Here is a 25,880-nt window from a genome sequence, read left to right as displayed (position 1 = left end):
CAATGCCCTGCGTTCCGCGCGCGGCCAGCAGGATCGAGAGCGTCGGCCCAGCGCGCAGTCGATCGACGCGAGTGCCAACAGGACTGTGCCGGACACCGGCATTCGCCTGCGGCAGTAATGGTCGCCCGCTACGCAATCCAGCAGAGGCCGCGCCTAAAGCGGCGGCAGATACGCGTTGATGATCCAGGAAAGGTCCGAAGCATGACCGCCAAGATTTTTGCCCATCGCGGGAAGCTCGACGTTGGTCACCGAGCCGTCGATAATGGCAAGGCACGAGGCCAGCATCGCCGCGGCCATCATCCAGACGGGATAGCGAACAGCTGTCGTCCGTGTGGCGTCTGCATGGGGGCGCCTGAAGCCGTGGGCGCGCACTACTTGGCGCGCCCAGGATGATCGTCACCGGCAACGGCACCGAACTGACTTCGAACGCAGTGCTCGCGTGGTCAGGCGGTACCGGCGTTGATTGGCATTACATCGTACCGAGCAAGCCGACGCAGAATGGGTTCGTCGAGAGCTTCAACGGTCGTATGCGGGACGAACTGATCAACGAGACGCTATTTTTCACGGTCCGGCGTTCTTCACGGTCCGGCAGGCGCTCTCGATCCTCGCGCGCTGGGTCGACGATTACCGAGCGGTCGCACCTTTCGCCCCGCTACGCCTACGGCACGCCGGCAGCCTTTGCCGCCGCGCTCGAAAAGCAACGAACAGGTATAAACCCGACCGTTACTTCACCTGCACTCCCGCGCGACAACAAAGGCCGGTCTCCGCTTGCCGCTGGATGAACGGCGGGGGGCACGTCCAGGACGACGTCATGTTCGACAGCAATCTTATGCAGATAGGAACGGATCACCCCGTGCGAGGCGGACATATAAGATCACATTGTTACAAAGGATGACATGTTACGACAGTAACAGTGCCATATTTACGACAGGCTTCTGAAAATTGCTGCAGCCGCGAGCATTCGCTTTACAGTCTAAAATGACTTGTCAATCTTACCCCATGCACGGGGCCCCTTGCTGAACGAACCGGTCTCGCCAGAGCAACATCGCTCGGCGGCAGTGAGGAATTATGCATGACGATAACGCGTGTTCGGTCCAGGTTTAATTGTAGCACAGCTTTGAAGGCCATTGCTCTAATCAGCACCGGTGTAATTGGTTTTTCATTCACCGCTAGTTCGGTAATGGCGCAGGATTTCCAGACGGTCGCGGCATCGGGGCGGATACAAGGCGCCGATGGAAAAGTCATCTCGGGCGCGACGGTAACTGTCACGTCGAATGCCCAAGGCTTTTCTCGTACAATTACTACTGGGCGCGATGGTAGTTACAGAATTCCGCAACTGCCGAGCGGGACCTATACGTTCACGATAGCGGCGGCTGGGTTTGATACGTTTACCGATCCGACGGTATCGCTTTCCCAAAATTCATCTGGCAACGCGTTCACGCTTGTACCGGTTGGCGCCGCGAGCTCCGGCGATATCGTGATTGTGGACAAACGCGTTGCAGTGGCGGACTTCGAAGGGACCACGACCGGTGCGGTCATCAATGTCGCGGACATTGCAAACCGCGTTCCGGTCGGCCGCGATCTCAACTCGATCATCCAATTAACGCCGGGCGTGTCTCAAGGCGATAGTGCGTTCGGAGCATTGCCATCGATCGGTGGCGCCTCCGTCGGTGAGAACCAGTATTTCGTGAATGGATTGAACGTCACCAATTTCAGTACTTTCCTAGGTGCGAACACGGTGCCATTCGAATTCTACGACTCGGTGGAAGTGAAAGATGGTGGATATCAAGCAGAATACGGCCGATCGACCGGTGGTTTCATCAACGCGACGACCAGATCGGGAAGTAACGATTTTCACGCAGGCTTGGTTACTACCTATTCACCCAACGGTCTGCGCAGTAAATCACCCGACACGTTGACGGCTGACAACGATAAGGATTATTCTTCCGATCTGCGGTCGGACTTTTACATTTCAGGGCCGATCATCAAGGATCACCTGTTCTTCTACGGGTTGTACGAGGCCCGCGACGTCAAGACGGGCAATGGTGGCACGATCGACCGCAACGCGACGTACGTGACGTCGTCGACCAAGAGTCCGTTCTTCGCCGGGAAGGTCGATGCGGTCATCACCGATGGCCAGCGCCTCGAATTCACTTATTTCCGGACGAAGGGCGTTACCACCGACGTTACCAACGTCTATGATTCCACGACCAATCGGATCGGAGATTACCTCAGCACGCAGGACAACGAGACAGGGGGGGGCAATTACGTTGCCCGCTATACGGGACAGTTCACGAAGTGGTTCACCTTTTCAGCAGCGTACGGTAAAAGCCAGGATCGAACCAACGCGATCTCGGCAATCCCCGACATTTCCTATGTCGAGGACGATCGCGGCGACCCGTCGCAGGTGCCGGGGTCGAACCCGGATACGACGATCGAGACGACAAGGATACGCGCGAGTTCTATCGCGCCGATGCCGATGTTTACGTGAATCTGCTCGGCACCCATCATTTCCGTTTTGGTTATGACAGGGAAAATCTCACCACATCGGGCGAGACAAGCTACACCGGCGGCGCCTATTATCAGCTTTTTTCAACGACCAGCGCAGCAATTTGCGGAACGGCAGCATCTTGCGATTACGTTCGCGGGCGCACTTTCGAAAGCGGCGGGACGTTCCATACCAAGAACGAAGCTTTCTACATTCAGGACAGCTGGTCGACGCTCAACGACCGGCTGACGCTGCAGGCAGGGCTTCGGAACGATCGTTTTGCCAACAACAACATCGATGACGTGACCTATTACAAATCGGGCAACCAGTGGGGCCCCCGTCTAGCGATGATCTTGGATCCGTTCGGTAACAAGCGGACGAAGGTCTACGCGTCTTTCGGACGATATTTTCTCCCGATCGCGGCAAACACCAACATCCGCCTCGGCGGTGCCGAATACGACGTCTATTCCTATTACAAGCTCGACGGGATCGGTGCGAACGGACAACCTATCCTTGGGACACCAATAACGCGTTCGGGATCGTGCATCCGTCCCGACACCACTTATGGCGTGACGAACAATTGCACGGTCGTATCGGACGGAACGACTGCAGAGACGGCGGCTACGGTGGCGCAGAACCTCAAGCCGCAGTCGGCCGACGAGTATATCCTCGGCTTCGAACAGAAGCTGGGCTCGCGCTGGACGCTTGGTCTCTACGGCACTTACCGGAAGCTTAACCGGGCGCTCGAGGACTCGGCCGTCGACGCCGCAGCACGTAGCTATTGCGTGGCGCAGGGCTTCGATATCGATGCGTGTTCCGCCATCTATGCCGGGTTCAGCCAGTATGTCCTGAACAATCCGGGCGCCGACATAACCACGCAGCTCACGCTGCCAGATGGCACGACGCCTACGGTGACGCTATCGAATATCGGCTATCCAAAGGCGAAGCGCGTATACAAGGCAGTAACCTTCAAGTTCGATCGCGCCTTCGACGGCGTTTGGAGCATCGGTGGATCTTACACATGGTCGAAGACCAAGGGAAACTACGAGGGTTCCGTGACATCCGATAACGGTCAAACCGATGCCGGCCTAACCCAGGACTTCGATCAGCCCGAACTCACCTATGGGTCGTACGGATATCTACCGAACGACCGGCGCCATAACTTCAAGGTCTACGGCAGCTACAAGATTGGCGATTGGTTGGTTTTGGGAGCGAACGGGAACATATCCTCCCCCCGTCACTTTGGCTGTTTCGGCGTTTTGCCTTCCGACCTGACGGACTTTGCGCAGACGATCAACGACGCTTACGGTGCTGCGTCACGGTACTGCCCGCTTGCGAACGGTGAAATCAGCGATGCGAACCCCATCGTGGAAGTGAGCCGCGGTACCGGCTTCCACACCGACTGGATCACGTCGCTCGATCTCACGGCCGGCTTCACGCTGCCTACCGATGCCTTTAACGCCGTGTTGCGCTTCGACGTCTTCAACGTATTCAATTCGAAGAGTGTGACCGACGCTAACGAGTTCGGCACGAACGCTGACGGTTCGGTTCGCTCTGACTATCAAGCTGCTACCGGCTATCAATCACCACGTTCGGCCAGAGTCCAGCTTCAGCTCCGCTTCTAGGAGCTATCAATCTTTGGGGAGGCATAGCTTCCCCAAAGATTAGAATAGATATATTTGAAAACGAAGCTGTCTTGTCGGGCATCGGTGCGTAAGTGGATAAGATATTGCTATCATTTCTTTCGCTAGAGACGATGTATTCACCGGCTGATGAGCCGATTTCCGCGTATGATTTGGCAATGTTCGATGAAGCGCGCCTGCTATTACGTTGAGTTGATGAGGTCTTGCCGACAACATCGCGCTTTTCGACGCACCGGTCGACATGGAGCGGACGTTCGCGGCGGCGACCGCGGCATCGATACAGGACGACATCCCGCGAGTGCCGATCGCGTACGAAACGCTGGTGGGCGACGTGGGGCAGGCGTTGTCGGGGAGCTAGAAGCAACGCGTGCTGCTTGCCCGTGAGTCAAACCGCTAACCCGAATACTGGTGATGGGCGAGGGCACGGCGCATCTCGACAGCGCGTACGAGCGGGCGGTGAACGCGGCGATCTGGACGATGGGGATCACGCGGATTATCGTCCACCGCGGGGAAGCTCTCAAGGCGTTCGACCGAGTACCGATGATAGCCCATAGTAGACTACGATAAATCTGGCGAAAGTTCCCAGCGCGCTGATCAATGAGCCGATCGATCGGGATTGGGCTAACCATTAGTCTTTCGCCGAAATGTGAAATTATAATCTCTGTCGAACTTTCCCAGTATAAGATCCGCTGTTGGGCTCTAGGTCTCTTGCAGGCGGGTAGCATGAAGTGTGAGCAGACTAACGCTCTCGAAAGCTGTCCTCGCTCACCAGCCGGCGGGTTCCCACCTACACGGTCGCCTCAATTATTGGCTCCAGGACGAGTAGCTGTCTCTTAAGCCCAGGTGTTGCGGAGGCGGCGGCTTAACCCCCACCTCCGCCGCACCGCCGTCAGAACCCTACGTTCAGTGTTGCCGACACAGCACGCGGTGCGCCGATCTGGGCGTAGGTCAGCGAGTTGGTCGCGCTAGTGCCGCTGAAGCCGCCGACATAGAGCTTGTCGAACAGGTTGCTGATGTTCAGCTGCAGATACGTCTGGTCGTCGAGTCCCAGTGGCTTGAGCGAAATGCGCGCGTCGAGATTGACCAGCGTATAGGCCGGCGCCTTGGCCCCATAGACCTGGACGCCCGAGATCGTAACGGGCAGGTTCTGGTCGTTGACGTACCGCTCGCCCGTACGCTTGGCCTCTAGGCCGACCCGGATCGGTCCGGCATTGCCCTCGACACGGCCGCCGAAGGTGTAGGTGGGAGCGCCTGCCTCACGCTTGCCAGCGGTGTAGTAGGTGGTCGTGGCGGACGCCGGGATGTCGTCGAGAATCTTCGACTTCAGATATGACCCGAAGGCGTAGAGCGTCACTAGGTCGATCGGACGATAGCTGATGCTGCCGTCGATCCCGTATTTGTGGACGGTGCCGAGATTGCGGTAGATCGTCGTGTTGGTCTCGAGATCGTAGGACGAGGCGAGCCGGTCGTGGAACACCGTGTACCAGCCTGAAACCTGCGCCTGCATGGGGCCCATCTGGTACCGCAGCCCGGCATCGAAATTGTCGGTCGTCTCGGGCTTGGCACCCTCGGCGCCGGAAGTCCCGTCGGCATAATAGAAGCTGTTGTAGAGGTTGTCCGTGCCCGGAACCTGCATGCCCTTCGAATAATTCGCGAAGACGGCAAGTGGCGCTACGAGCTGGTACACGAGGCCCGCACTTGGCAGCACGCGGTTATACGTGAACTTGCGCTGCTGAGGCCCCTGATAGTTCGGATAGGCAGCGGCGATGATCGCATCGGTCGCCGCATTCTGACCCGAACAGATCAGCGCGCCGGTCGCACTGGTGGTGAAACAATAGTTGTGCAGGTCGCGCGTGAAGAACGGTGCGCGGATGCCGGCGTTCAAGGTCAGCTTGCTGTCGAAGAACCGCCCGCGATATTCGCCGAACGCCTGGTTCAGGATCGCCTTCGAGAATCGATCCCGCTTCTGGAGCGCGGTACCGGTCGAATCGAGCAGTGGGCTCTCGGTCGGGAACGGCGTGGTCGCCAAGCCGTAGCCATTGATCGTGGTCAACTCGCCGGTCTGGCGATGGCGGCCGTAATCGAGGCTGTAGCCGACGCGTACCGTCTGCGTGTCGTTGAAATCGTACCGCAGGCCGAGGTTGAGCAGGTAGCGGTTGGTCTCCGTGGCGCTCGGCGCGCTGACGAGCACGCTATCCTTGGTGTCGCCGTCGCCGTTCAAATCGATGCCGCCGAAATACGGCGTGCTGCCGACATAGCCTGCGACCGCTTGGCCGCCGATCGTCGCAAAGCCCTCCGAGGCGGTCGCGGTGCCGCCACCGTTCGCCAGCGTGTACGAATAGGCGGCATCGGCGGTGAAGGTCAGCTTGTCGGTCAGCGTAAAGCGCGAATTGACGCGGATGTTGGCGGTCTTCGACGGATTGTAGCGATAGTCGTAGGCGCCGAACCCGCAGGCGACCCCTGCGCTGCTGACGCAATTCGCGACGTCGTAGAACCGCTCGTCACGCGTCTGCGGGAAGCGATTGCCCGAGCCCGTACCGACGCTGGCGCCGACATTGCTCAGCGGCACCGAGCCGAAGAAGTTGTTGATGTTGCGATTGTAATGACCTGCAACGGAGATGAAATCGCCGTTGTTGCCGATCGGCTGGTAGATCTTGGCATTTATCTGCGTCTTGTCGATCTTGCCTGCGTCGGTGAACACGACGTTGTTGGTCGACTTGCTGGCGGAGAAGAACGCACGCGTCCCGAACGGCGTGAAGACGCCGGTGTCGACCGCGCCGAACACGCGGAAGAAGTCGTACTGGCCGACTGAACCCGCCATCCGAACGTGGAAATCCTCGGACGGATTGCGCGTCGTGTAGTTGATCGTCGAACCGGTCGCCGACGCGCTCGGGCTGTCGACATCGGTCGAACCGAGGCTGACCGCGACCTGGCCGATCAGTTCGGGATCGAGTTGCTGGTTCGAATAGATTGCATAGCTGCCGGTGTCGTTGAGCGGAAAGCCGTCCCACATCTCTGACACGCGGCTGGCGTCGAAGCCGCGGATGCTCAGCGTGCCGCCCGACGAGCCATAGGGATCGTTGTTCTGGAAGCTGACGCCGGGCAGCATGTTGATCGTGTCGTTGATCGACTGGCCGGGTGTCTCGTGCTGGATGAACTCCGCGTTCAGTCCGACCTTGGCCTTGGATGTCGCGGGAAGGACGACGCCGCCGACGGCTTGATCGCCCTTCTTGCCGGTGATGACGATCTCCTCGAAATCCTTGGTGCCGGTCGACTGCGCGAACGCAGGAGTCGCGATCAGACACAAGGAGCAGCCGAACAGGCCGCGCGTCAGATTGGTTTTGCCCACTTTTATACCCCGAGATGATGGCGACATGCCGTGCGCCACTCGGACAGATGCGGTATGCGCCCCGCATTTCTGAGGGATTTCCGGTTTGTTACACCCCGCTCATAATTGCCGGTGCTGAGCCGGCCTCACGAACTCGACGATGGTACGGAAAGAACGCGATATGCGGCCCCATACGGGAGCGATCGCCGCGAAAGTACCGGAACGGGGCCGCTGCGCGACCATGCTCCGCCCAATGGCCAAATCTGCGCCGGGCGCCGCTTTGTCGGTCGACCGCGGTCTGCACGCATTACGGCGCGCGTTGCGCGCGGTCGCGTGTGCCGTGACCATGTCGGTATCGGTGATCAGCCGAGCCTCGTACCGGTTCAGCGTGTTCGCCTCCGCGCGGTTCGACTCGGTTATCGCGTCGCGCGGCAAAGCCTCCTGACGCGCGAGGATCCGCGGCGCCACGAGCTGGCGCTCGACATCCTGGAACACCGCCAGCACGGTCTGACGATCAACGGCGACCGTGCCGTCGTACGCAGCACGTGCCTGGGTAACGCGAGCGCGCCGGGCGGGAGCCGTCGGTGGCAAGATTGACGCGCGAGCAGGCGCAGTCCGAGGGGCGGCCTGCTCGACCTGCATGAGCACAGCGGTCGGCCGGCGCTGCATGCGCGCGTTGATCGACCATCGCGGCGATGACGAAAGCGCCCTCGCTATTTACGAACTTGGGCTGTTCGCGCGGGGCCAAACGGTTGCACAGCTCAGAGCGAGAAACCTGTCTCGCTTCTCGGATCGGGCGCGCCAACGAGCGTGATAGATCCGTCAAAGATCAGATGGACGAATGGCCGGGTTGGAGCGAGAAGTTAGGGGGCGTGAATGTCCGGAATTGGGCGTTGTCGACCCCGCGCTCCGGATGGGATCGCGTTCCGGCACTTATCGGTTGTCGATGCCAATGAAATACACGGCGTACAGCGAGGTTATACCGCCGCCGTCGACGAACGCTGATCCCAAAATCGCTGGAGCACCTTGGGAACGCCATGATCGAAACACGGCGACCGGAGGCTATCGTAAGTATTTGATAGCGCGCGACCTATGCGTTCTGACCTTCCGCCACAGACGGCTCTCGATCGATTTGGCCGCTACGAATGGACTATTTCGGTGGTTGAAATTGATTGAGGTTGGGTTCAGCGGGTGGCCTTCGTGCAAAGGAAATTCTTGATTTCGACAATCCTTCAGGTCGTTTGCGGGGGCTTTTTCGCCGCAGTGATGATGCTCGGCCGGCGTTGGTACATGTACGTGGCGCATGCAGGGACACCGTACGACGCGGTCGACATCGCACTGACTGGCTGCCGCCATCCCGGTGTGCCGGGGTGGAGGGACGTCATTGGCGCTCAGCCATCTGAGTATTCCGTAGAAATTCGCGCGCCGAGACAGAACCGACGGATCGCGTTCTGATCGGGCGTAATTGTTTGTCAAAGGGGAGAACGCGATGCGACGCCTGCCGCAACCATACGCCATGCTGATCAGCATCCTGCTGGTGCCGCTGCTGCTTGGCGTGCTCGGCGGTTGGGAGCGCGTGCGAGCGCAGGGCTCGGTCGCCGAATACACCGCCATGCAGTCCTCCCTTCCGCAGCAGGTGCGCGCGATGCGCGAACTCGGCGCGCGCGACAGCACTGCCTCGGTCGACCTCGGCAATCCGGATACCGTCTACGCCCCCGCACTCGCGGCCGACATGGTCGAGGAGCGCCTGCCGTCGGTCCGGCGCAGCCTGATCCTTGCCCGCGTGCAGGGGCCGCTCGCCTGGAGCGTGATCGGGGGCGCGCTGCTGGCGCTGATCTGCGGCGCGATCGGGCTGGCTGCAGCGCAGATTGCCGCGCGCCGGGCGATGGTGTCGCGCGATGCGCTCGTGGCGAGCTTTGCCGCGCTCCAGCGCGCGCTGCCGCTGGTGCTGGGCGGCATGGTGATCGGGCTCGCGCTCGCCGTGGTCTGTGGGGTGCTGTTCGAACTGATCAGCCTGTGGTCGTCGGTGACGCTGTCGGGCGGCGGCGTGAAGCTGATGTTCGCGGGCGTGGTGCTGGCCCTCGTGGCGTTGGGGACCGCCTGGTCCGCGATCCGCGCGCTGCGCGAGGTGGTGGCGCTCTATACGCCGCAACCGGGTGAGGTCACCGGACGGGCGGTCGGCGTGGACGAAGCACCCGCGCTATGGCGCTTCGTACAGGACATCGCCGGCCGGCAGCAGGCGATCGCCCCCGATACGCTGGTGCTGGGGTTGGCGCAGGGTTTCTACGTCACCGAACAGGACCTGCTGCTGTCGCCGGGCGAGCGACGTGTTTCGGGGCGTACGCTCTACCTGCCGGCGCCTTACCTGCAGTTCCTGGACGAAGGCGAGGTGGCGGCGATCGTCGGCCACGAACTGGCGCACTTCACCGGCGAGGACACCGCGTACAGCCGGCGTTTCGCACCGCTCTTCGCGGGGATGGGACGCGCGCTGGCGGCGATGCATTCGGACGCCAACGGTCTGCTGCTGCTCAAGGGACCGCTGCAACTGGCCGATCACGCGATGGAGCGGTTCGATCTCGCGGTGCGCCATTGGAGTCGTCTGCGCGAGTTCGAGGCGGATCGGCTGGGCTCGCGGGTGTCCGGCGGCCGGCCAGCGGCCTCCGCGCTGATCCGGACGGCGGTGGTCGCACCGCCGGTCGACGCCGTGCTCGAGGACGCCTTCGCGAACCCACCCGAAGACGATCCGGATCTCGTCGCCATGGCGGCGCAGATGGTCGAGGAGAAGGGGTGGCCGGACATCCGCGCCTATCTGGAAGACGTGCAGTCGCACCCGACCGATACCCATCCGCGCACGCCCGAACGCATCCAGCGGCTGGACGTGGCGCTCGACGATGCCTTGCTGGAAACCGCGCTGCGTGCGCCACGCGAGGGGCCGCGTCCCGCAGGCGAGCGCCTGATCGCCGACTGGCAGGACTGGTGCCGACGCCTGAGCACGGATTATCTTGCAGAGGCCCGCGGTGCCCATGCGCGCCATCGCCAGTTTCTGGAGCAAACCGCCGCGGCGGTGCCGCAGGAGGCGGTGACGCTGTACAACAATGTCGGTCCGGCAAGCTGGGTGCAGTTTGGTGCGGCGATACTGTTCCTTGCCGCAGGCGCGGCGATCTGGATATTCCGGCAGCCGATCGGCCTCGGGCACGACACGTTCGAGCTGCGGCTGGTTATCGGTGCCTTCATAGGTGCGGCAGTAATCTTCGTGATGGGCGGCGCCTTGATCCGCCGTGGCGCGCGGACGCCCTATCTGATCCTGCTGCCCGAAACGTTGAGTTCCCCGCAGCTTGACGCGCCGATCGCGTGGCCCGACGTAGAGGCCTGGGGGGTCGCCTTCGGCACTCGCTTCGGCCTTGATCTGGTACTGGAGGACGGCGTGGCTCTGCCCCGCGCGCGGCGGTTCGCGCGAGGGACCGCGGTGCGGAAGGCTAAGCGCCTGGTCACGATCGGCGCTTACGGCGTTCGCGGCATGGGCGTCGAGGATTTCCGGCAGTTGATCGAAAGCTACTTCCAGGCGGAGCAAGCCAGGCGCGCTCTGGCGGAGCGCTGACGCGCGCGGCATGCGCTCGCGCTTTGCCGCTGCGCTGTCGGTCGCGGACGTGGTCAGTCAGGTCGCGCCCCGGATCAGCCGACCTTGTCGCCGACCTTTCCGTCAAACGAAACTATCGTGCGCGCTCGTCAGCCTTGGACGAGCGTATCGATGAGATGGTCGTCGGCGGGCAATTGCCCATCGAGCATCAGCATCGCGAGGCCGTGGACGAGCGACCAGGAGCGTAGCGCGCCAGTCTCGACCTGATCCGAACCGGCGTCATTTGGCGATGCCGCGGCGGCATTGGCGCGTAACATCCGCAGCGCCTCGATCTCTCCTGTCGCCTGCAACTGTGCGGACGACGTGAAGATGAGGCGGAAAATAGCCGGGTTGGCGAGCGCGAACCGCACATAGGCCCGGCCGGTTGCGGCAAACGCAGCAGCGCCGTCCTTGCCGCTCGCCGCGTCGCGCTGCGCAATGGCGAGCCGGTCCAACCCCTCGCGGGCGAGCGCGCGCATCAGCGCCGCCTTGTCGGGAAAATGCCGGTACACCGAGGTCGCACTGACCCCGACTTCGCGCGCCATTTCGCGCAGCGAGACGCCTTCCACGGCGCGTTCCGCCAGCAGCCGAAGCCCAACCTCGATCAACGCCGCGTGCAGATCGCCGTGATGATAGCGTTTTTCCATGTTGACACTGTTACCCTTGCACCTATGCTCATGGTGTAAACATTGGAGGCGGGCATGGCTAGCGTTCTGGCAAGGGTAGATGCTGACGGGGACGGGGAGGGGACGCAGACGGCACGGCATTTTCTGTCGGGCATTCATCGGCCGATGCAGGAGGAGTTGACGTTGACCTCGCTCGAGGTTCGCGGCGCGATTCCGCCGGGACTGCGCGGTCGCTACCTGCGAACCGGGCCGAACCCCGTCGCAGCCGATCCCGCATCGTACCATTGGTTCACCGGTGACGGCATGGTGCACGGCTTGGCGATCCGGGACGGCAAGGCGATCTGGTACCGCAATCGCTGGATCGGATCGCGCAGCAACGCGGCTGCCCGTGGAACGACCCCGGCACCGGGGCCGCGCCACGGTTCCAGCGACACCGTGAACACCAACGTCGTCGATCTGGGCGGGCGCGTCTTCGCGGTTGTCGAAGGCGGTAGCTATCCCGTCGCACTGTCCGAGACGCTGGACGAGCAGCGCTACGACAATTTCCGCGGATCGCTCGCCGGTTCGTTCACCGCGCATCCTCACCGTGATCCGCTGACCGGCGAGTATCATGGCATCTGCTACGAGGGAACGAACCCCAACGAGATCCACCACGTCGTCCTCGATCCCACCGGCAGTGTGGTACGCGAGGAGCCGATCGCGGTGGAACACGGCCCGATGATTCACGATTGCGCGATCACCGCACGCTACGTCGTCGTCCTAGATCTTCCGGTGACGTTTTCGCTGGCAACTCATCTTGCGGGTCAGCCGCTGCCCTATGCCTGGAACCCTGCGCATCGTGCCCGCGTCGGGCTGATGCCACGGGGCGGCGATCAGCATGCCATTATCTGGTGTGACGTCGATCCGGTTTATGTCTTTCATGTCGCCAATGCCTTCGACCTGCCCGACGGTCGGGTGGTGCTCGACGTGTGTGCGTATCCGACGATGTTCGCCGGAGCGCCCGGTGGGCCCGATGCGACTTCGCGCGGGCTGGAGCGCTGGACGCTCGATCCCGCTGCCCGCACGACCACGGTCCGGACCATCGATGCCGCGCCGCAGGAGTTTCCCCGCATCGACGAGCGCCGGTTCGGCCAGACCTACCGCTATGCCTATGTCGTGGCCACGCAGTCGGACCGTCGGTTCCAGAGCGCGAGCCGGCTCTACAAGCATGATCTCGTCGAGGCCGGGCGGGAGGTGCACGAGTTCGGGACCGGCCGTCACCCCGGCGAATTCGTGTTCGTGCCCGCGCATGACGGTGGGGATGAAGACGAGGGATGGCTGATCGGCTTCGTCATCGACGAACCAAGCGATACCACCGACTTGGTCATCCTCGATGCGCGCGACTTCGAGGGCGCTCCGGTCGCCACGGTGCGCCTGCCACACCGCATTCCACCGGGCTTTCACGGCAACTGGATCAACGGGGGACAAGCATAATGACCACGATCGTCACGACCATGAAGGACAGCCCTGTAATGAACCATCGGACCGGCAGTCGCATCGGCCTCATCGCCATCGAAGCGGGCATCAATTTCGGGTTGCCGCTGCTGATCTACGATCGCGTGGCACCGCAGTCGGGTGACGTGGTCGCGCTGATGGCGTCCTCGCTGCCACCCTTGATCTGGTCGCTCGTCGAGTTCGCCCGCCGGCGCCGCGTCGATGCGCTGTCGATCCTCGTGCTGGCCGGCATCGCGCTGTCGCTGCTCGCGATGCTCGGGGGCGGGTCCGTCCGCTTCCTCCAACTGCGCGAGAACCTCGTCTCGGCACTGATCGGCCTGGTGTTCCTCGGGTCGGCGGCGATCGGCCGCCCGCTGATCTATCAGCTTGCCCGTGCCGGCTTGGCGCGGAAATCGCCGGACGAGGTCGCCGCGTTCGAGGCCAAGCGCGACACGCCCCGCTTCCGCCGGGTCATGACGGTCATGACGCTGGTCTGGGGCATCGGCCTGCTCATCTCGTCGGCGCTCGCCTGCGTGCTCGTCTTCACGCTCAGCATCCACGATTACATGCTGGTCAGTCCGTTCGTCGGCTACGGCTCGATGGGCGCGCTCGCGCTCTGGACGGTGTGGTACCGGCGTCTTGCCCAACGCCGCGCGGCACGCTGACGGTCTCGAAAACGATCCAAGGTTGGCAAACGCCGGGCCTCGCCGCTTACTGGCGCCCCAAAGGCATCTGGCACCCGGGGCGCCTTTCGACGTCGCTAGCCCAGTCGATCCGGTAGGTCACCAGGAAGCCGTCGTGATCGGACAACGCCGGCGCAGACGGGCCTCCGTCGAACATCGCCTCGACGCGGATCGGGCGAATGGTCACCGCCTTGCCGCTCTCGAAGAATTGCAGATCCTGGGTATCGATCCACGGCTCGTCGCCGTCCCATGACATCCGCACCTCGCACCCCGAGGATCGATCGATGCAAACCCGGTGGACCAGGGTCATCGGCTGATGCCGTGTAAAATTATCCCAGCGATCCTGAGCCCTGCGCATGTTGAAATCACCGCCGAAGATCATCGGCAGGCTATCGTCGTGCGTCCTGTCGATGAACTGGGATGCCTCCAGGGCTTGCCGCTCGTGCGCGGCAAGGTTGCGCGCGTGAGGCGCTTTCGAGGCACCGCGCGAGTTCATGTGGGTGTTGTACAAGTCGATCGGCACCGGGACGCCGGGGATGCTGATCCTCGCTAGCATGACGCCCTTGTTCGACAGGCAATCGATACCGGCGCAGGACTTGCGGCCATAGGGCTGGCTCCGCGAGGCGATGATCGGGTAGCGTGACGCGATGGCAAGGCCGCTGCCGGTCAGGTGGAATCCTGTCTCGCCGCGTTTGAGGCTCGCGCGGCCAGGCAGTTTTCGCGACACGGCATTAGCGGTCCTGGCCGTGCGTGCGGGCCCCGAAACGATCGCTGGATAGCCGGTCGCGAGCACGGCCTTCTTTGCGGCACCGCTGAACATCTCCTGGACCATAACGATGTCGGGGGCGGTCCCGGATGCGCGGGCGGTGGCCAGATAGCGGGCGATATCGGCAAGACGCGGCGCGCGCCCTTGCCGGGCAGGCCAGCCCAGGCCTTCGATATTGTACGTCAGCACCGAGAGCGTGGCAGTGCCCGATCCGCGTTGCGCCAGGTTCGGGCGCACGGTGGCGACGGTGCAGGCGAGATGCCGGGTCGGGGGAAGGGTTCCGCACCCGGTAACTCCGAGCAACAGGCTGACGATGACGACCGGACGCTTCATGCTTCCGCTATTCCTCCAGAACGCGCGAGCCTGCAACGATGGCGGCGCGGGGGTAACGGATGTCCTGCGTGATGCGCGATCTGCGACGTGAGTCGGCGGGACGTGATGTGCCTCGCCTCGGCTGACTGGAACGACGCGCGGAGCGTCGGATCGCGTTGTGGTGAACCAATTACGGTTATGGACGCAGTCCTGCCGCGACCGTAAAATGCGCGCGTGCCGTCGGAAGACGGAGCGGGACGAACAGGGGAACTCACGTGCCGGCCATGAAAAGCTCGACTGCGCTCACCGTGTCGCTTCTGCTCTCGACCTTCGCGCCGGCGATCGCCGCGGCGCAGTCCACCGGCCTTGAGGACATGGTGGGGGCGCGTGCCGGTCAGGCGGAGGCGGAGCTTCAGCGTCGTGGCTACACCAGCATCCGGGCCGAGAAGGGCGACGATCGCAGCTACGCCTATTGGTGGAACGCCAGTCGTCGCCAGTGCGTGACGATCGCGACGATGGAAGGGCGCTACGACTCGATCCAGGCGACGACCGCGCCCGACTGCCGCAAGCCCGCTACGCTCAAGCCGACGACGAGCTCTTCGCGTCCACCGTATCGGCCTGGCGACAACCGATCAGGCTCTCCCACTGGCGGCCCCGTGGTCGACGGTCGCGCGGTCGGGCTCGGCTTGGTCTGCTTCGGTGACGGATCGAAAAGCGGCATCGCGAGCGGTACCACATGGACCTGGAACCGCGACCGCGACCGTTACGAATACGGCACCTATAATCAGACCACCCGCGAAGTCTTCGACGCGTCGCTGATGGTGCAGACCTGGGACGGCGGCGGCCGCATTCGTCTGCCACGGTCGCTGATCCCGCCGATCAATTCGCGCGGCAACAGTGGCTGGTGGGACCTCTACGACGTCGTCGCCGGCCCCGACGTCATCCGCGCTCGCTACCGCCTGAATGGCCTCAACAAGCCGCGTATAGTGATCGACCGGCGCACCGGCGGGATCACCGTGCAGGGAACCGCCAGCTATGGCTTCCGCGGTTCGTGCGACGTGATCGGTCACGAGCCGCGCAAATTCTAGGCACCGTGCTCGCCGTGACCAAGGCCATCTTCCATGGCTTTGGAATGCTCACGTGACGGTGTCGGAAGGCTGTGGGTCGACCGTACCCCGAGGAACGACGTCGTTCCTCGGGGTACGGTCAGCGCATACGAAGGTCACCCAACCGATCGGATGCCGCGTTACATCCGATACGAGAGGCGGAGATAGCCGAACTGCCCCGGCACGTCGTAGGTCGTTGGATCATAGTTCGGACCGGTGCAGGTCGTGCACGCCGGCGGATCCTGGTTGAAGACGTTGCGCACGCCGGCCGTGAAATCGAACTTCCTGTCCAGGAAGGCCGGCGAGAACGTCAGCTGCACGTCACCGTAGAAGGTGTTGTCCAGCCGGGCGCCCGTATTCTCGCGGACATGGTTGATGTAACGGCCGGTGAACGACGCCTCGACATCGGCGATGCTCCAGCTGACCACGCCCGTTCCCTTGAACTTGGGGTAGGACTGGTCGGGTGAACCGCGGGTCGTGCCGCGATAGCTGATCGCGCTGAACCCGGTCGAGGTTGGCGTCGTCTCACTGTACTTCATGAGATGATTGCCGTTCAACGACAGGCCGAAGATGCCCACGCCGGTCTGGGGCGAACGATAGTTGAGCGTCAGGTCGATGCCGCGCGTGCGGATCTCCCCGATGTTCTGCAGCAGGCCGACGATGCTCGAAATGCGGCCGCTGCTGCTGCGCACTACGTTCGAACAGCTCAGCGCGTCACCCGCCTCGGAGCACCGCGCCAGCGTCACCTGCGGGTTGGTCGAGGCGATCGCGCCCGATACCTTGATGTCGTAATAATTGGCTTCCAGCGTGAACTGGCTGGCAAGGCCGCTTGTCCGCATGAACGCCGGGCTGAGCACGCCGCCGAACAGCCAGGTCTTCGAGGTTTCCGGCGCAAGCGCCTGGTTGCCGCCCGTCGTCACGCCGAGCTGGCCGATCGGCTCCTGATAGCTGCCGTTTGTCGGAACGCCGTTGGCCGCGCAGTTGGCCCGCACCGTGGCGGACGCCTGATAGCGGGAGCCGGCGATATTGCTGCAGGGATCGGGGATGCCGATATCGGACCGCGACTGCGCGCCGAACAGCTCGCCGATGCTGGGTGCACGGAACCCTTCGGCATAGGAGGCGCGGAGCAGCAGGTCCGGGATCGGCTTCCAGAGACCCGTGCCGGTATAGGTCGTGTTACTGCCGCTGATCGAATAGTTCACATGGCGGACCGCACCCGAGGCTTCGAGCGAACTGAAGAACGGTACGTCCTTCAGCAGCGGAACGCGGATTTCGCCGTAAACCTCGTCCGAGTTGAACGCGCCGCTGGCCGCCTGCGCGGGAATGTCGGCGCCGAAACCGGCCTGGATCAACGCATCCGGGGTGAACGATCCCTTCTGGTAGCGATGTTCGTAGCCGACCGCGAAGCCGATCGGACCGGCGGGGAGGTCGAACAGTTCACCCGTGAGGTTGGCGGTGTAGTCGCGCAGTTCCTGGCTGCTCTTGGCGCGCTCGGTAAAGCCGACAAAGGCCAGCATCTGCGGCGTGATCGAGCCTGCGCCGCCGAAGATGTTGAACGGCACGCACTCGCCCGTGCACTGCGCGAGCGGGCCGAGCGCCTGCGCGAGGCGCTGCGTGTTGATGTTGCCCGTGAACACCTGCTTGGCGTCGTTGAAGCCCTGGACCGCGTTCACGTCCCAGTAGAACGTCTTCCCGCCGACCTGGAACTTGCCGTCCAGCGTCGCGGTGACCGACATCGTATCGACGCTCTGATTGTAGGTGCGCTGCCCGCCCTCGACGAGACGGCGTCCGACCAACGCGTAGTTCGCCGGGGGTTGGCCGGGTCCACCAGCCGACAAGGTAACGCCAAAGGGGTTGAACGGGTTGGTCGCGTCGATCGAGATCCGATCGGTGAGCGTCCCGGTCCCCGCATCGGGGCCGACGTTCAGGGGCAGGAAAGCGGCCTGGTTCTGCGAATTGCGGTGATTGTACACCGTCTTGACCCGCAGGTTGATACCCGAGCCGAGGTCACCCTTGAAGCTGACGAACGCACCGTAGCGTTCGGACGGCGTCAGGTAATAGTTGAACGGTGCGAAGTTGAACCGGTCCGCGGCGGTGAACGCGCGAAAATCGCCGCCAGCGAGCGTGGGATCGTAGACTCCGCGGCTGGTCAGGCCGTTCTGGCGAACCGTGAGCGTGCCGCCTTGCGGACGGATGGCGTTGCCGGCGTTGAAGACGATGCGACCGCCCAGGGCCGCGCCCGAGCAACCACCGCGAGGATCGAGGCAGGTCGTCTGCCCGGGATTGGGGAATTGCGACCCGGCCCGATCACTCGTGCGCACGCTGCCTTCCTTTACATAGCTGCCGCCGAAGACGAGCGATGTGTTGGGGCCCTTCACGCCGTAGCTGATGTCGCCGTTGTAGGAATGGCCATCGCCTGCGCGGTACGTACCGAACTGGCCGGACATGCGCAGCCCCTTCTGGCTGGCCTTGGTGATGATGTTGACGACGCCGGCAATGGCATCTGAACCGTACAGCGGCGACTGGCCCGATTGCAGAACCTCGATCCGCTCGATCGAACTGTTGGGAATGGTGTTCAGATCGACCGTGCCGGGAATGCCGCTCGCCGACGCACCATTGACGTAGCGAAGCCCGTCGACCAGCACGAGCGTCCGCTTGGCCAGCAGGTAGCGCAGGTCGATCTCGGCCGAGCCAGCACCGACACCGCCGCCATCCTGCGGGTTGCCGATGTTACCCGAATTGTTCGCCTTGGTGTTCAACCCACCGGCAGCGCTGGGGAGGCGCTGAAGGATATCCGCCACCGAGGTCAGGCCGGTCTGCGCAAGCGCTGCGGAATCGAGCGTGACGACAGGAGAGCGCTGTTCGAGCGGGCTCTGACGGATGCGCGACCCGGTGACGATGATGTCGTCGGGCGTGTCCGCCGCCTCGTTACTCGTAGCGCTCGCGGCCGCGGTGGGGCCAACGTCGACCGCCTGAGCACGGGCGGAAGCCGCGGCGAAAAGCATCGCCGGCAGGCATATGCCCGCACGCAGCAAGGTTCGGTTCATCATGGTCGTAAGCCCCCTTATTAACCAGTCGCTACCTCCCGGAAAAAGTGGTGCGCTGCAATAGAAAGACAGTTCCGGCACCCGGATTTGTTGCGAAGTTCCAACCTAAGTTGCAAATCTGCAACATACTGTAATTTATGGTCGTCGTGGTTGTGCGGCGGCAGCGCCGAACAACGTGCAGAAGGCTACGGTTTGGCGGGCCGTCGAAATTTGAACGGGTAGATGTGACATCGAGGGCCATCCTGTGGCCCGCCGGTGAGCGCCACATGGTACCCGAAGCCAAGTTTGTGTGTGCGGCCGTGGCGTCGGTAGTCGCTTAAGGATTTGAATGAACACGACAATTTTGTGCGTGGCTCAATGCCGCAGCGCGCCAAGCACGGCTTTCCCAGCGCATCGCGCAATCCGCGGCGGATCTCTCCGGATATCTGCCGACCCAACGATATGACCGGTCTCAGGGAGCTACCGACGGGTCGTAAAAAGCGCCACGCCGGCGAAGAGCAATAAGCGCTCAACAGCAGTTTTCGCCCAACGTGGAAGACCGGTGGATGCCGGCCTGTCGCTTACGGGCAGCGATCGACGGTCAGTTGCCGTTCTTTCCGCGAGGATCCGTTGACCAGTGGCCTATCATCCAATGCGTCAAAATAGGTGGTGACCAAGGAAATCAGCATCGCTCGGGGCTAACGGCCATCACGTCTAAGCAACGGCTTCAATCGGAGAGGTTCCGGCTCGGGCTGCGGCACGGTGCGGTGGACTCGCGGATCGTCATCGACGCGGATACCGTTACCGGGGGCGTGATCATGGGGCCGTTGACGTGATCGGCGATGATAAGCGTGACGGCCTGCGCGGTGACTTCGGCGATCGGCTGGACGATGGCGGTCAGCGGCGGATGCGCCAGGCGGATGATCGGGGTGTCGTCGAAGCTGATCAGCGAGAGATCGGTCGGAACCGTCAAACCCCGTTCGCGCACCAGTTCGAGCGTGGCCAGCGTCATTTGATCGTTGCTCGCGATAATCGCGGTTGGCGGGTCGGGCAGCGCCAGCAACGCCTGCGCCGCGGCGCGGCCGGAGGCATGGCTGAAGTCGCCTTGCGTCATCAGTCCATCGGTCGGGAAGCCTGCCGCGAGCATCGCCGCGCGCCAGCCGTCGACGCGCCACCCGCTCAGTTCATACTCGTCGGGGCCGGCGATGAAGCCGATCCGGCGATGGCCGAGTTCGACCAGATGCTCGGTCGCGATCCGGGCGGCGCGCGTGTCGTCCATGATCAGCCGGATGCCGGGCCCTTCGGTCAGCGAGCCGATCCGCGCGAAGCTGATGCCCTGCGTCTCGAGCAGGTCGATGATCAGCGGGTTGCCCGAATGTGGCGGCGTCAGGATCACGCCGTCGGGTTGCAATGCGGCGATCGCGGCCATCAATTCGCGCTCGATATGATCGCTATGCGTGTCGACCAGTTCGACGATCAGGCGATAGCCGTGCTCGGCGCAGGTCAGCATGCCGCCGAGCATCATCTGGTCGAACCAGTCGGTGCCCTGCCGCGCGCGCCAGTCCGCGATCGTCCGCTCGCGATCGTTCAGCGCGAGGATCAGGTACGAACGCGATCCGCCCATGCGTTGCGCGGCGATCGACGGGACGTAGCCGAGCTTGTCGATCGATGCCTGGACGCGTTGCATCATCTCGGGCCGGACACCCGATTCCTTGTTCACCACGCGGCTGACGGTCTGCAGCGACACGCCCGCATCCGCCGCGACATGCTTGATCGTTACCGCCTGACGTCGCCGTGCCATGCGTCTGAACTCAGGCTGCGAGGACGGGTGAGGGGGCGGGGGCGGTGCCGCAGTAGCGCGCGACGTACTCAGCATGCTCGGGCAACCCCGCGACGGTCGCGTTGGTGCCGTCGCGCAAGCCGCCGAGCAGCCGCGCCAGTTCGTCGTCGCGCAGCTTGGTCGCGATCGGGTGATAGCTCCGCGGGACGATGCCCTGCCCCAGCATCACCTGCACCCAGCTGTTCTCCGCGAACAGCTCCTCGTTCTTGCGGAACACGCGGCCGGTTTCGCGGAACAGCTCGATCTTCTGTTCGAGCGAGGCGGGGATCGGCATCGCCGCGCATTGCCGCCAGAACGCGCTGTCGCGGCGGTTCGTCGCCTTGTAATGCAGGATCAGGAAATCGCGGATCTGCAGCATGTCGGTATGCTGCTGGTCGTTGAATTCGGCGACGTCGCGGGGGCTCACCGCTCCCGACGGGAACAGCCGCAGCAACCGCAGTACCGCGCGCTGGATCAGGTGGATGCTGGTCGATTCCAACGGCTCCATGAACCCGCCCGACAGGCCGATCGCGATGCAGTTGCGGTGCCATTGCTGCCGCCGCGCACCCGTCACGAAACGGATCACGTTCGGCTCGGTCAGCGTCTTGCCCTCGATATTGCCGAGCAGCCGGTCGAGCGCGGCGTCGCGGTCGAGATAGCGGCTGCAATAGACGATGCCGTTACCGGTGCGATGCTGGAGCGGGATGCGCCACTGCCAGCCCGCATCATGCGCCATCGCCCGCGTATAGGGCAAGGCAGGCCGCACGCTCTCGGTCTGGATCGCGATCGCGGAATCGCACGGCAGGTAATGCGTCCAGTCGTCGAATCCGGCGTGCAGCGCGCCCTCGATCAACAACGCGCGAAACCCCGTGCAGTCGAGGAACAAGTCGCCCTCGATCCGCATACCGGACTCGAGCACCAGCGCGGCGATATCACCGCTCTCACCGTTCAGCTCGACCTGCGCGATCCGGCCTTCGAGGCGGCGCGTGCCGTCGGCCTCCGCCATCTTCCGAAGGAACTTGGCGTAGCGCGTCGAATCGAGCTGGTACGCATAGTTCATCCGGTCGTCGGGCAGGTGCGCGAACTTGCCCTGCAACGCCGCCCGCAGCTCGAGACAGTAATCGTCGTAGGGTTGCGCGTGGCCCTTGGTCAGGCCGTGCAGCCAGAAATGCTGGAAGCCCGCGGACCAGTGATCCTTGCCGGTGATCCCGAACGAGTGAAAATAGCTTTCGCCGCGGTCTTTCCAGTCGTCGAACAGGATGCCGAGTTTGAACGTCGCCTGCGTCTCGCGCATGAACTCGGCTTCGTTGATCCCGAGCAGGCGGTTGAAGGTGATCATCGGCGGGATCGTCGATTCCCCGACGCCGATCGTCCCGATCGCATCGGATTCGACCAGGGTGAGCTCGATCGTGCTGCCCATCGTGCGCGCGATCGCGGCGGCGGCCATCCAGCCAGCGGTGCCGCCCCCGGCGATTACGACGCGGCGTATAGGGTGTTCGGTCATCGGCTGAGCGCTCTCAAAAGGAAGGCGCGGAGGCGACCCGCGGTGTCGGCGGTGAGCGGCGCGAGCACGCCGCGCGCCGCCTCGGGAATGTGGTCCGTGACGTCGGGGCGGTTGGCGAAGACGTAATGATCAAACATCTCGCGCCAATGCGTCTTCTCGTCCGCGGGGAGGTCGCGGATCGCCAGCATCGCGTGGTTGAGCGCATTTTGCGGCTGGCCTAGCCACCGCGGCGTCTCGCGCCACCAGTAATTCACCAGCACGTTGAAGTCGGACAGCCCCTCGACGTGATGCCACCACATCGCCGGGATGTAGAGCGCGTCGCCAGCTTCCAGTTCCGCGACCTGGCCGTGCTTCATCGCTTGTCGGAAACGGGGGTGCGCGGCGAAGTCCGGATCGTGGAAATCGACCATGCTGACTGCGCGCCCGGCGGGCGTGTTGTCGACGGGGCCGAGGTAAAGATTGCGGAACTGGTCGCGCGGGAAGACCGTGAAGCGGCGGCGCCCGACCGCGACGCAGGCGAGATTGTCGGGCACGTCGTTATGCGCGGCGATCCGCGTGCGGGTGCCCATCCAGATGCTCGCGAGCGGCGTGCGGTCGCCGAGCTCGACATGGTTCGCCTCGTGCAGCCCGACGAAGAATTGGTGCAGGTCGATCGACGCGAGATAGATGGCATGCGCGTCGGTCGCGCCTTCGTTGGCGTCGATCCGCGCGAAGATCTCGGGCAGTTTCGCGCGGAGCATCTGGAAGTTCATCGCGTGCGCGGCATCGTAGAACAGTCGCCCGCCGCTGTCGGGCATCGCGACGGAGACCGCGAAGGGAAGGTCGCGGGCGTGGCGCTGGATATAGTCGCGTGCCGCCCGCGACGATTGCAGTCCCGCGCGGACCATCGGCCAATCCGCGATCAACCCACGCACGATGAACGGCGTGGTCGCCTCGCGCAGATGCACGTCCAAGTCTGCGGGATCGCGGATCTCGATCTCGCGGATGCGCGGCATGGTCGCAAAGATACCGGGATCGGCGTCAGCCACGCGTCATCCGCCGGTTCTTTCGCGCGATCAGGTCGCCGATGTTGCCGAGTGACGCGAGCGCCATGAAGATCGGCATCAGGTGCCCGGCGGCGTGGAGGTCGGCGACCGCGGCATCGTCGAGCGCGACCAGCCGATCTTCGTCGATGACGTGATAGCCGACGAGCCTGTTCTTCGCGCCATCGTCTAGCGTGACGTCCATGGTCAGCGGTTCGAGCAGCTCGTAGCGGCGCAACGCGGCGAAGAAGTCGGCGGACGCGACATAGTCGGTGTCGAGCGCGCGGAGCTGATCGGCGATCCGTTCGAGATACGGCGTCGGCCGCCCGGTATCGTCGAATACGCGTGTGCCTTCACTTGTGCCGATGCGGGGGCTGGCCATGTCGATATGAACCTGGCGGACGTCGCCCGCGCCGCGCCCCACGAGGAACGGCTGGCTGTCGATCGCGAGCGGGCGATAGCGCGCGTCCCATCCTGCGTCGCCCAGGAACAGGTTCTCGCCGGGCTCGAACCCGAACATTGCTAGCGCGGTAAAGCTGTCGCGCGTCTGGTCGAGCTGGAACAGGATCGGATAGTGCGTCTGGACGCGGCGGAACTCGCTGGGGACGGTGATGCAGGTCATCACCGCATCGCCTAGCGCGGGCGTGCGCTCGGTGCGGATGCGCAGGTCGCGGTGGGCTTCGGCGGTGAGGATGACGTGGTCGGGCATCAGGCTATAGGTTCCATCGCAGGCAATTCCATCGCAGGGGCGGTCGCATGCCGCAGGGCATCCAGATAGGCGCGGTTGGTCGGCAGTCCAGCAGCGAGCATACGCCTGCGCTGATCGACCTGCGCCAGCAAGGCTTCCGTCCGCGATCGATCCGCGGTGGCGATCGCGCCGCGCGTCGGCACGGGGAAGCCCATGCCGTACAGGACGTATTGATAGCTCGCGGCAGGGAAGATCTCGTCGATCATCGGGAAATCGGCGCGCGACGGTGGTTGATGCCGCCACAGCGCCAGCAGTTCGACGAGGCGCGGGGGGATAGAGGCGGCGTCGCGGTGGTCGCGCCAATAGGGTTCGTCGCGTTCGCTGAGCACGTAATGCAGCTTGAGGAACTCGACGATCCGGTCCCAGCGATAGCGGAACAGCGCGTTGAAGCGCGTCGCGTGGATATCCATCGCGCCGCGGTAGCTGGGAAAATTGTCGAGCAGCGCGTCGAGCGACAGTTCGATCAGCACGATCGCCGAGGCTTCGAGCGGCTCCAGGAACCCCGCGGACAGCCCGACCGCGACGCAGTTGCGCTCCCAGAATTTCACGCGGTGGCGCGACTGGAACTTGAGCTGGCGGAACGTCGGCAACGGCGCGTCCGGCGCGGTGGCGCGGATATGGCGCGTAAGCGTGTCCGCCGCGGCATCGTCGCTCAGATGCGCGGACGAATAGACGGAGCCGATGCCGCGCCGGGTGGGCAGGCCGATGTCCCAGATCCAGCCGGCGGCGTGCGCGGTCGCGTTGGTCTGCGAGGCGATCGGGCTGCCGGCCGCGACCGGCACCTGCGCGGCGAGCGCGCGGTCGTTGAACAGTTCGCGGCCGCGGTCGATCGTGGCGATGCCGTAATGGTCGCCGATCAGCAGCGCGGCATGGCCGGTGCAGTCCAGGAAGAGATCGCCCGCGATGGCGCCCGACGCGCGCGTGCGGACCGCGGCGATGTCGCCGTCCTCGGTGCCGTCGATGCCGACGACGTGGTCGCGGACGTGACGCACGCCGAGCCGTTCGGTTGCGTGGCGCGTCAGCAGCGCGGCGAGCTTGCCAGCGTCGAGATGGTAGGCATAGTTCAGCGTGCCGGCGTAATCGGGCATCGCCCGTTGGCGCGGTGCGAGGTCGTGGTGGCAGATCGCGCCCTGCGCGCCGACCATGTCCGCGAACCGCCCGCCATGCTCCGACCACGCCGAGACGAGATCGCGCGGGTCGCCGTCGACGGGGGCGGTGAAGGGGTGAAGATAGCTGTCGTCGGCCGCGCCCGTGCGCCAGCCGTCGAACCGGGAGCCCTGTTTGAACGCGGCATCGCAGGCGACGAGGAAGTCGGTTTCGGTGATGCCGATCCGTTCGAGCGTGCGGCGCATCGTCGGCCATGTGCCTTCGCCGACGCCGATCGTCGCGACATCGGGGGACTCGACGAGGGTAACGGAGAGCGGCCGCTGCGCGCGGCGATCGGCGCGCGCGGCGATCAGGCACGCGGCGAGCCAGCCGGCCGTACCGCCACCGACGACCACGATGTTTGTGATCGGGTGGTCGCTCGTTACTCCGGGGCCGTTATCCGTGGCCATCGTCTGCTGCCTGTTCCCTTATCTGTGCCTGCCAACTTGCTCCGTCCGCGGCGGGTGCGCCATCCTTGGCCGTCATCCTTCGTCGTCATCCTGACGAAAGTCAGGACCCAGGGTAGCTGAAGACGGTCCTCATTGGCTCTGGGTCCTGGCTTTCGTCAGGGTGA

18 protein-coding genes and 1 pseudogene are annotated in these 25,880 nt (G+C 63.8%); 8 read left to right on the top strand and 11 right to left on the bottom strand.

The features are described 5' to 3' along the window. Window positions 1-153 precede the first annotated feature (153 nt). Window positions 154-300, bottom strand: a complete 147-nt coding sequence (locus IFR23_RS04685) for an MFS transporter (RefSeq protein ID WP_146168586.1) — start codon at window positions 298-300, stop codon at window positions 154-156. A 77-nt stretch (window positions 301-377) separates the two neighbouring features. On the opposite strand from IFR23_RS04685, the pseudogene IFR23_RS20595 reads away from it, so the two are divergent. The 4 genes and pseudogenes from IFR23_RS20595 to IFR23_RS04665 all read left to right on the top strand — a co-directional run. Then, window positions 378-782: pseudogene (locus tag IFR23_RS20595) on the top strand (integrase core domain-containing protein); the annotation flags it as partial. A 290-nt stretch (window positions 783-1,072) separates the two neighbouring features. After that, the gene (locus IFR23_RS04675; protein WP_192974890.1) at window positions 1,073-2,491 is read left to right on the top strand and encodes a TonB-dependent receptor; all 1,419 of its coding nucleotides are present in this window, start codon (window positions 1,073-1,075) and stop codon (window positions 2,489-2,491) included. Further along, entirely contained in the window at window positions 2,488-4,113 is a 1,626-nt protein-coding gene (locus IFR23_RS04670) for a hypothetical protein (protein ID WP_192974889.1), read from the top strand. Before IFR23_RS04675 ends, IFR23_RS04670 begins: the two co-directional genes overlap by 4 nt. A gap of 426 nt (window positions 4,114-4,539) precedes the next feature. Next, window positions 4,540-4,698 carry a hypothetical protein gene (locus IFR23_RS04665; RefSeq protein ID WP_192974888.1) on the top strand — a complete coding sequence of 53 codons (159 nt, stop codon included), beginning with the start codon at window positions 4,540-4,542 and terminating at the stop codon, window positions 4,696-4,698. 322 nt (window positions 4,699-5,020) lie between these two features. Here the strand turns inward: IFR23_RS04665 and IFR23_RS04660 are convergent, their stop codons facing one another. Together IFR23_RS04660 and IFR23_RS04655 are read right to left on the bottom strand one after the other, a co-directional pair. Further along, window positions 5,021-7,480: a TonB-dependent receptor gene (locus tag IFR23_RS04660; protein ID WP_446740886.1), complete on the bottom strand. Its 2,460-nt coding sequence runs from the start codon at window positions 7,478-7,480 to the stop codon at window positions 5,021-5,023. A gap of 99 nt (window positions 7,481-7,579) precedes the next feature. After that, window positions 7,580-8,128, bottom strand: coding sequence for a hypothetical protein (locus tag IFR23_RS04655; RefSeq protein WP_192974886.1), 549 nt, complete (start codon window positions 8,126-8,128; stop codon window positions 7,580-7,582). 847 nt (window positions 8,129-8,975) lie between these two features. On the opposite strand from IFR23_RS04655, the gene IFR23_RS04650 reads away from it, so the two are divergent. Further along, window positions 8,976-11,057 carry a M48 family metallopeptidase gene (locus tag IFR23_RS04650; protein WP_192974885.1) on the top strand — a complete coding sequence of 694 codons (2,082 nt, stop codon included), beginning with the start codon at window positions 8,976-8,978 and terminating at the stop codon, window positions 11,055-11,057. Between the two features lie 128 nt (window positions 11,058-11,185). Here IFR23_RS04650 and IFR23_RS04645 read toward each other — a convergent pair whose 3' ends face one another. After that, on the bottom strand, window positions 11,186-11,722 hold the full coding sequence (locus tag IFR23_RS04645; RefSeq protein WP_192974884.1) for a TetR/AcrR family transcriptional regulator: 537 nt from the start codon (window positions 11,720-11,722) through the stop codon (window positions 11,186-11,188). A 54-nt stretch (window positions 11,723-11,776) separates the two neighbouring features. Here IFR23_RS04645 and IFR23_RS04640 point away from each other — a divergent pair, with 54 nt between their 5' ends. Both IFR23_RS04640 and IFR23_RS04635 read left to right on the top strand, forming a co-directional pair. Next, on the top strand, window positions 11,777-13,174 hold the full coding sequence (locus IFR23_RS04640; RefSeq protein WP_192974883.1) for an 8'-apo-carotenoid 13,14-cleaving dioxygenase: 1,398 nt from the start codon (window positions 11,777-11,779) through the stop codon (window positions 13,172-13,174). Then, complete coding sequence (locus IFR23_RS04635; protein ID WP_244655444.1) at window positions 13,174-13,839, top strand: VC0807 family protein; 666 nt, start codon at window positions 13,174-13,176, stop codon at window positions 13,837-13,839. The genes IFR23_RS04640 and IFR23_RS04635 overlap by 1 nt, the downstream gene beginning before the upstream one ends. Before the next feature lie 46 nt (window positions 13,840-13,885). Here IFR23_RS04635 and IFR23_RS04630 read toward each other — a convergent pair whose 3' ends face one another. Further along, on the bottom strand, window positions 13,886-14,956 hold the full coding sequence (locus tag IFR23_RS04630) for an endonuclease/exonuclease/phosphatase family protein (RefSeq protein ID WP_192974882.1): 1,071 nt from the start codon (window positions 14,954-14,956) through the stop codon (window positions 13,886-13,888). Window positions 14,957-15,219: 263 nt separating this feature from the next. On the opposite strand from IFR23_RS04630, the gene IFR23_RS04625 reads away from it, so the two are divergent. Then, window positions 15,220-16,023, top strand: coding sequence for a hypothetical protein (locus tag IFR23_RS04625; RefSeq protein WP_192974881.1), 804 nt, complete (start codon window positions 15,220-15,222; stop codon window positions 16,021-16,023). A gap of 158 nt (window positions 16,024-16,181) precedes the next feature. Here IFR23_RS04625 and IFR23_RS04620 read toward each other — a convergent pair whose 3' ends face one another. The 6 genes from IFR23_RS04620 to IFR23_RS04595 form a co-directional block, all read right to left on the bottom strand. Beyond that, window positions 16,182-19,091, bottom strand: coding sequence for a TonB-dependent receptor domain-containing protein (locus tag IFR23_RS04620; RefSeq protein ID WP_192974880.1), 2,910 nt, complete (start codon window positions 19,089-19,091; stop codon window positions 16,182-16,184). 703 nt (window positions 19,092-19,794) lie between these two features. After that, window positions 19,795-20,868 carry a LacI family DNA-binding transcriptional regulator gene (locus tag IFR23_RS04615; RefSeq protein ID WP_192974879.1) on the bottom strand — a complete coding sequence of 358 codons (1,074 nt, stop codon included), beginning with the start codon at window positions 20,866-20,868 and terminating at the stop codon, window positions 19,795-19,797. A gap of 10 nt (window positions 20,869-20,878) precedes the next feature. Beyond that, complete coding sequence (locus IFR23_RS04610; RefSeq protein ID WP_192974878.1) at window positions 20,879-22,390, bottom strand: tryptophan halogenase family protein; 1,512 nt, start codon at window positions 22,388-22,390, stop codon at window positions 20,879-20,881. Then, complete coding sequence (locus IFR23_RS04605; RefSeq protein WP_192974877.1) at window positions 22,387-23,418, bottom strand: cupin-like domain-containing protein; 1,032 nt, start codon at window positions 23,416-23,418, stop codon at window positions 22,387-22,389. Before IFR23_RS04605 ends, IFR23_RS04610 begins: the two co-directional genes overlap by 4 nt. Next, window positions 23,411-24,121: a SapC family protein gene (locus IFR23_RS04600; protein WP_107962661.1), complete on the bottom strand. Its 711-nt coding sequence runs from the start codon at window positions 24,119-24,121 to the stop codon at window positions 23,411-23,413. Before IFR23_RS04600 ends, IFR23_RS04605 begins: the two co-directional genes overlap by 8 nt. Further along, window positions 24,121-25,716, bottom strand: a complete 1,596-nt coding sequence (locus IFR23_RS04595; protein ID WP_192974876.1) for a tryptophan halogenase family protein — start codon at window positions 25,714-25,716, stop codon at window positions 24,121-24,123. The genes IFR23_RS04600 and IFR23_RS04595 overlap by 1 nt, the downstream gene beginning before the upstream one ends. Window positions 25,717-25,880 lie beyond the last annotated feature (164 nt).

Origin of the sequence: Sphingomonas sp. CFBP 13603, assembly GCF_014892665.1 — a bacterium.
Classification (GTDB): Bacteria; Pseudomonadota; Alphaproteobacteria; order Sphingomonadales; family Sphingomonadaceae; genus Sphingomonas.
The sequence above is the reverse complement of the archived record's forward strand: the minus strand, read 5'-3'. Positions and strand labels throughout refer to the sequence as shown.

Bases quoted from the DNA above. Each gene is read 5' to 3' on its own strand.
- IFR23_RS04685 (WP_146168586.1), bottom strand. From the start codon at position 300: ATGATGGCCGCGGCGATGCTGGCCTCGTGCCTTGCCATTATCGACGGC.
- IFR23_RS04675 (WP_192974890.1), top strand. From the start codon at position 1,073: ATGACGATAACGCGTGTTCGGTCCAGGTTTAATTGTAGCACAGCTTTG.
- IFR23_RS04655 (WP_192974886.1), bottom strand. From the start codon at position 8,128: ATGCAGCGCCGGCCGACCGCTGTGCTCATGCAGGTCGAGCAGGCCGCC.
- IFR23_RS04650 (WP_192974885.1), top strand. From the start codon at position 8,976: ATGCTGATCAGCATCCTGCTGGTGCCGCTGCTGCTTGGCGTGCTCGGC.
- IFR23_RS04645 (WP_192974884.1), bottom strand. From the start codon at position 11,722: ATGGAAAAACGCTATCATCACGGCGATCTGCACGCGGCGTTGATCGAG.
- IFR23_RS04640 (WP_192974883.1), top strand. From the start codon at position 11,777: ATGGCTAGCGTTCTGGCAAGGGTAGATGCTGACGGGGACGGGGAGGGG.
- IFR23_RS04635 (WP_244655444.1), top strand. From the start codon at position 13,174: ATGACCACGATCGTCACGACCATGAAGGACAGCCCTGTAATGAACCAT.
- IFR23_RS04630 (WP_192974882.1), bottom strand. From the start codon at position 14,956: ATGAAGCGTCCGGTCGTCATCGTCAGCCTGTTGCTCGGAGTTACCGGG.
- IFR23_RS04625 (WP_192974881.1), top strand. From the start codon at position 15,220: ATGAAAAGCTCGACTGCGCTCACCGTGTCGCTTCTGCTCTCGACCTTC.
- IFR23_RS04620 (WP_192974880.1), bottom strand. From the start codon at position 19,091: ATGATGAACCGAACCTTGCTGCGTGCGGGCATATGCCTGCCGGCGATG.
- IFR23_RS04615 (WP_192974879.1), bottom strand. From the start codon at position 20,868: ATGGCACGGCGACGTCAGGCGGTAACGATCAAGCATGTCGCGGCGGAT.
- IFR23_RS04610 (WP_192974878.1), bottom strand. From the start codon at position 22,390: ATGACCGAACACCCTATACGCCGCGTCGTAATCGCCGGGGGCGGCACC.
- IFR23_RS04600 (WP_107962661.1), bottom strand. From the start codon at position 24,121: ATGCCCGACCACGTCATCCTCACCGCCGAAGCCCACCGCGACCTGCGC.
- IFR23_RS04595 (WP_192974876.1), bottom strand. From the start codon at position 25,716: ATGGCCACGGATAACGGCCCCGGAGTAACGAGCGACCACCCGATCACA.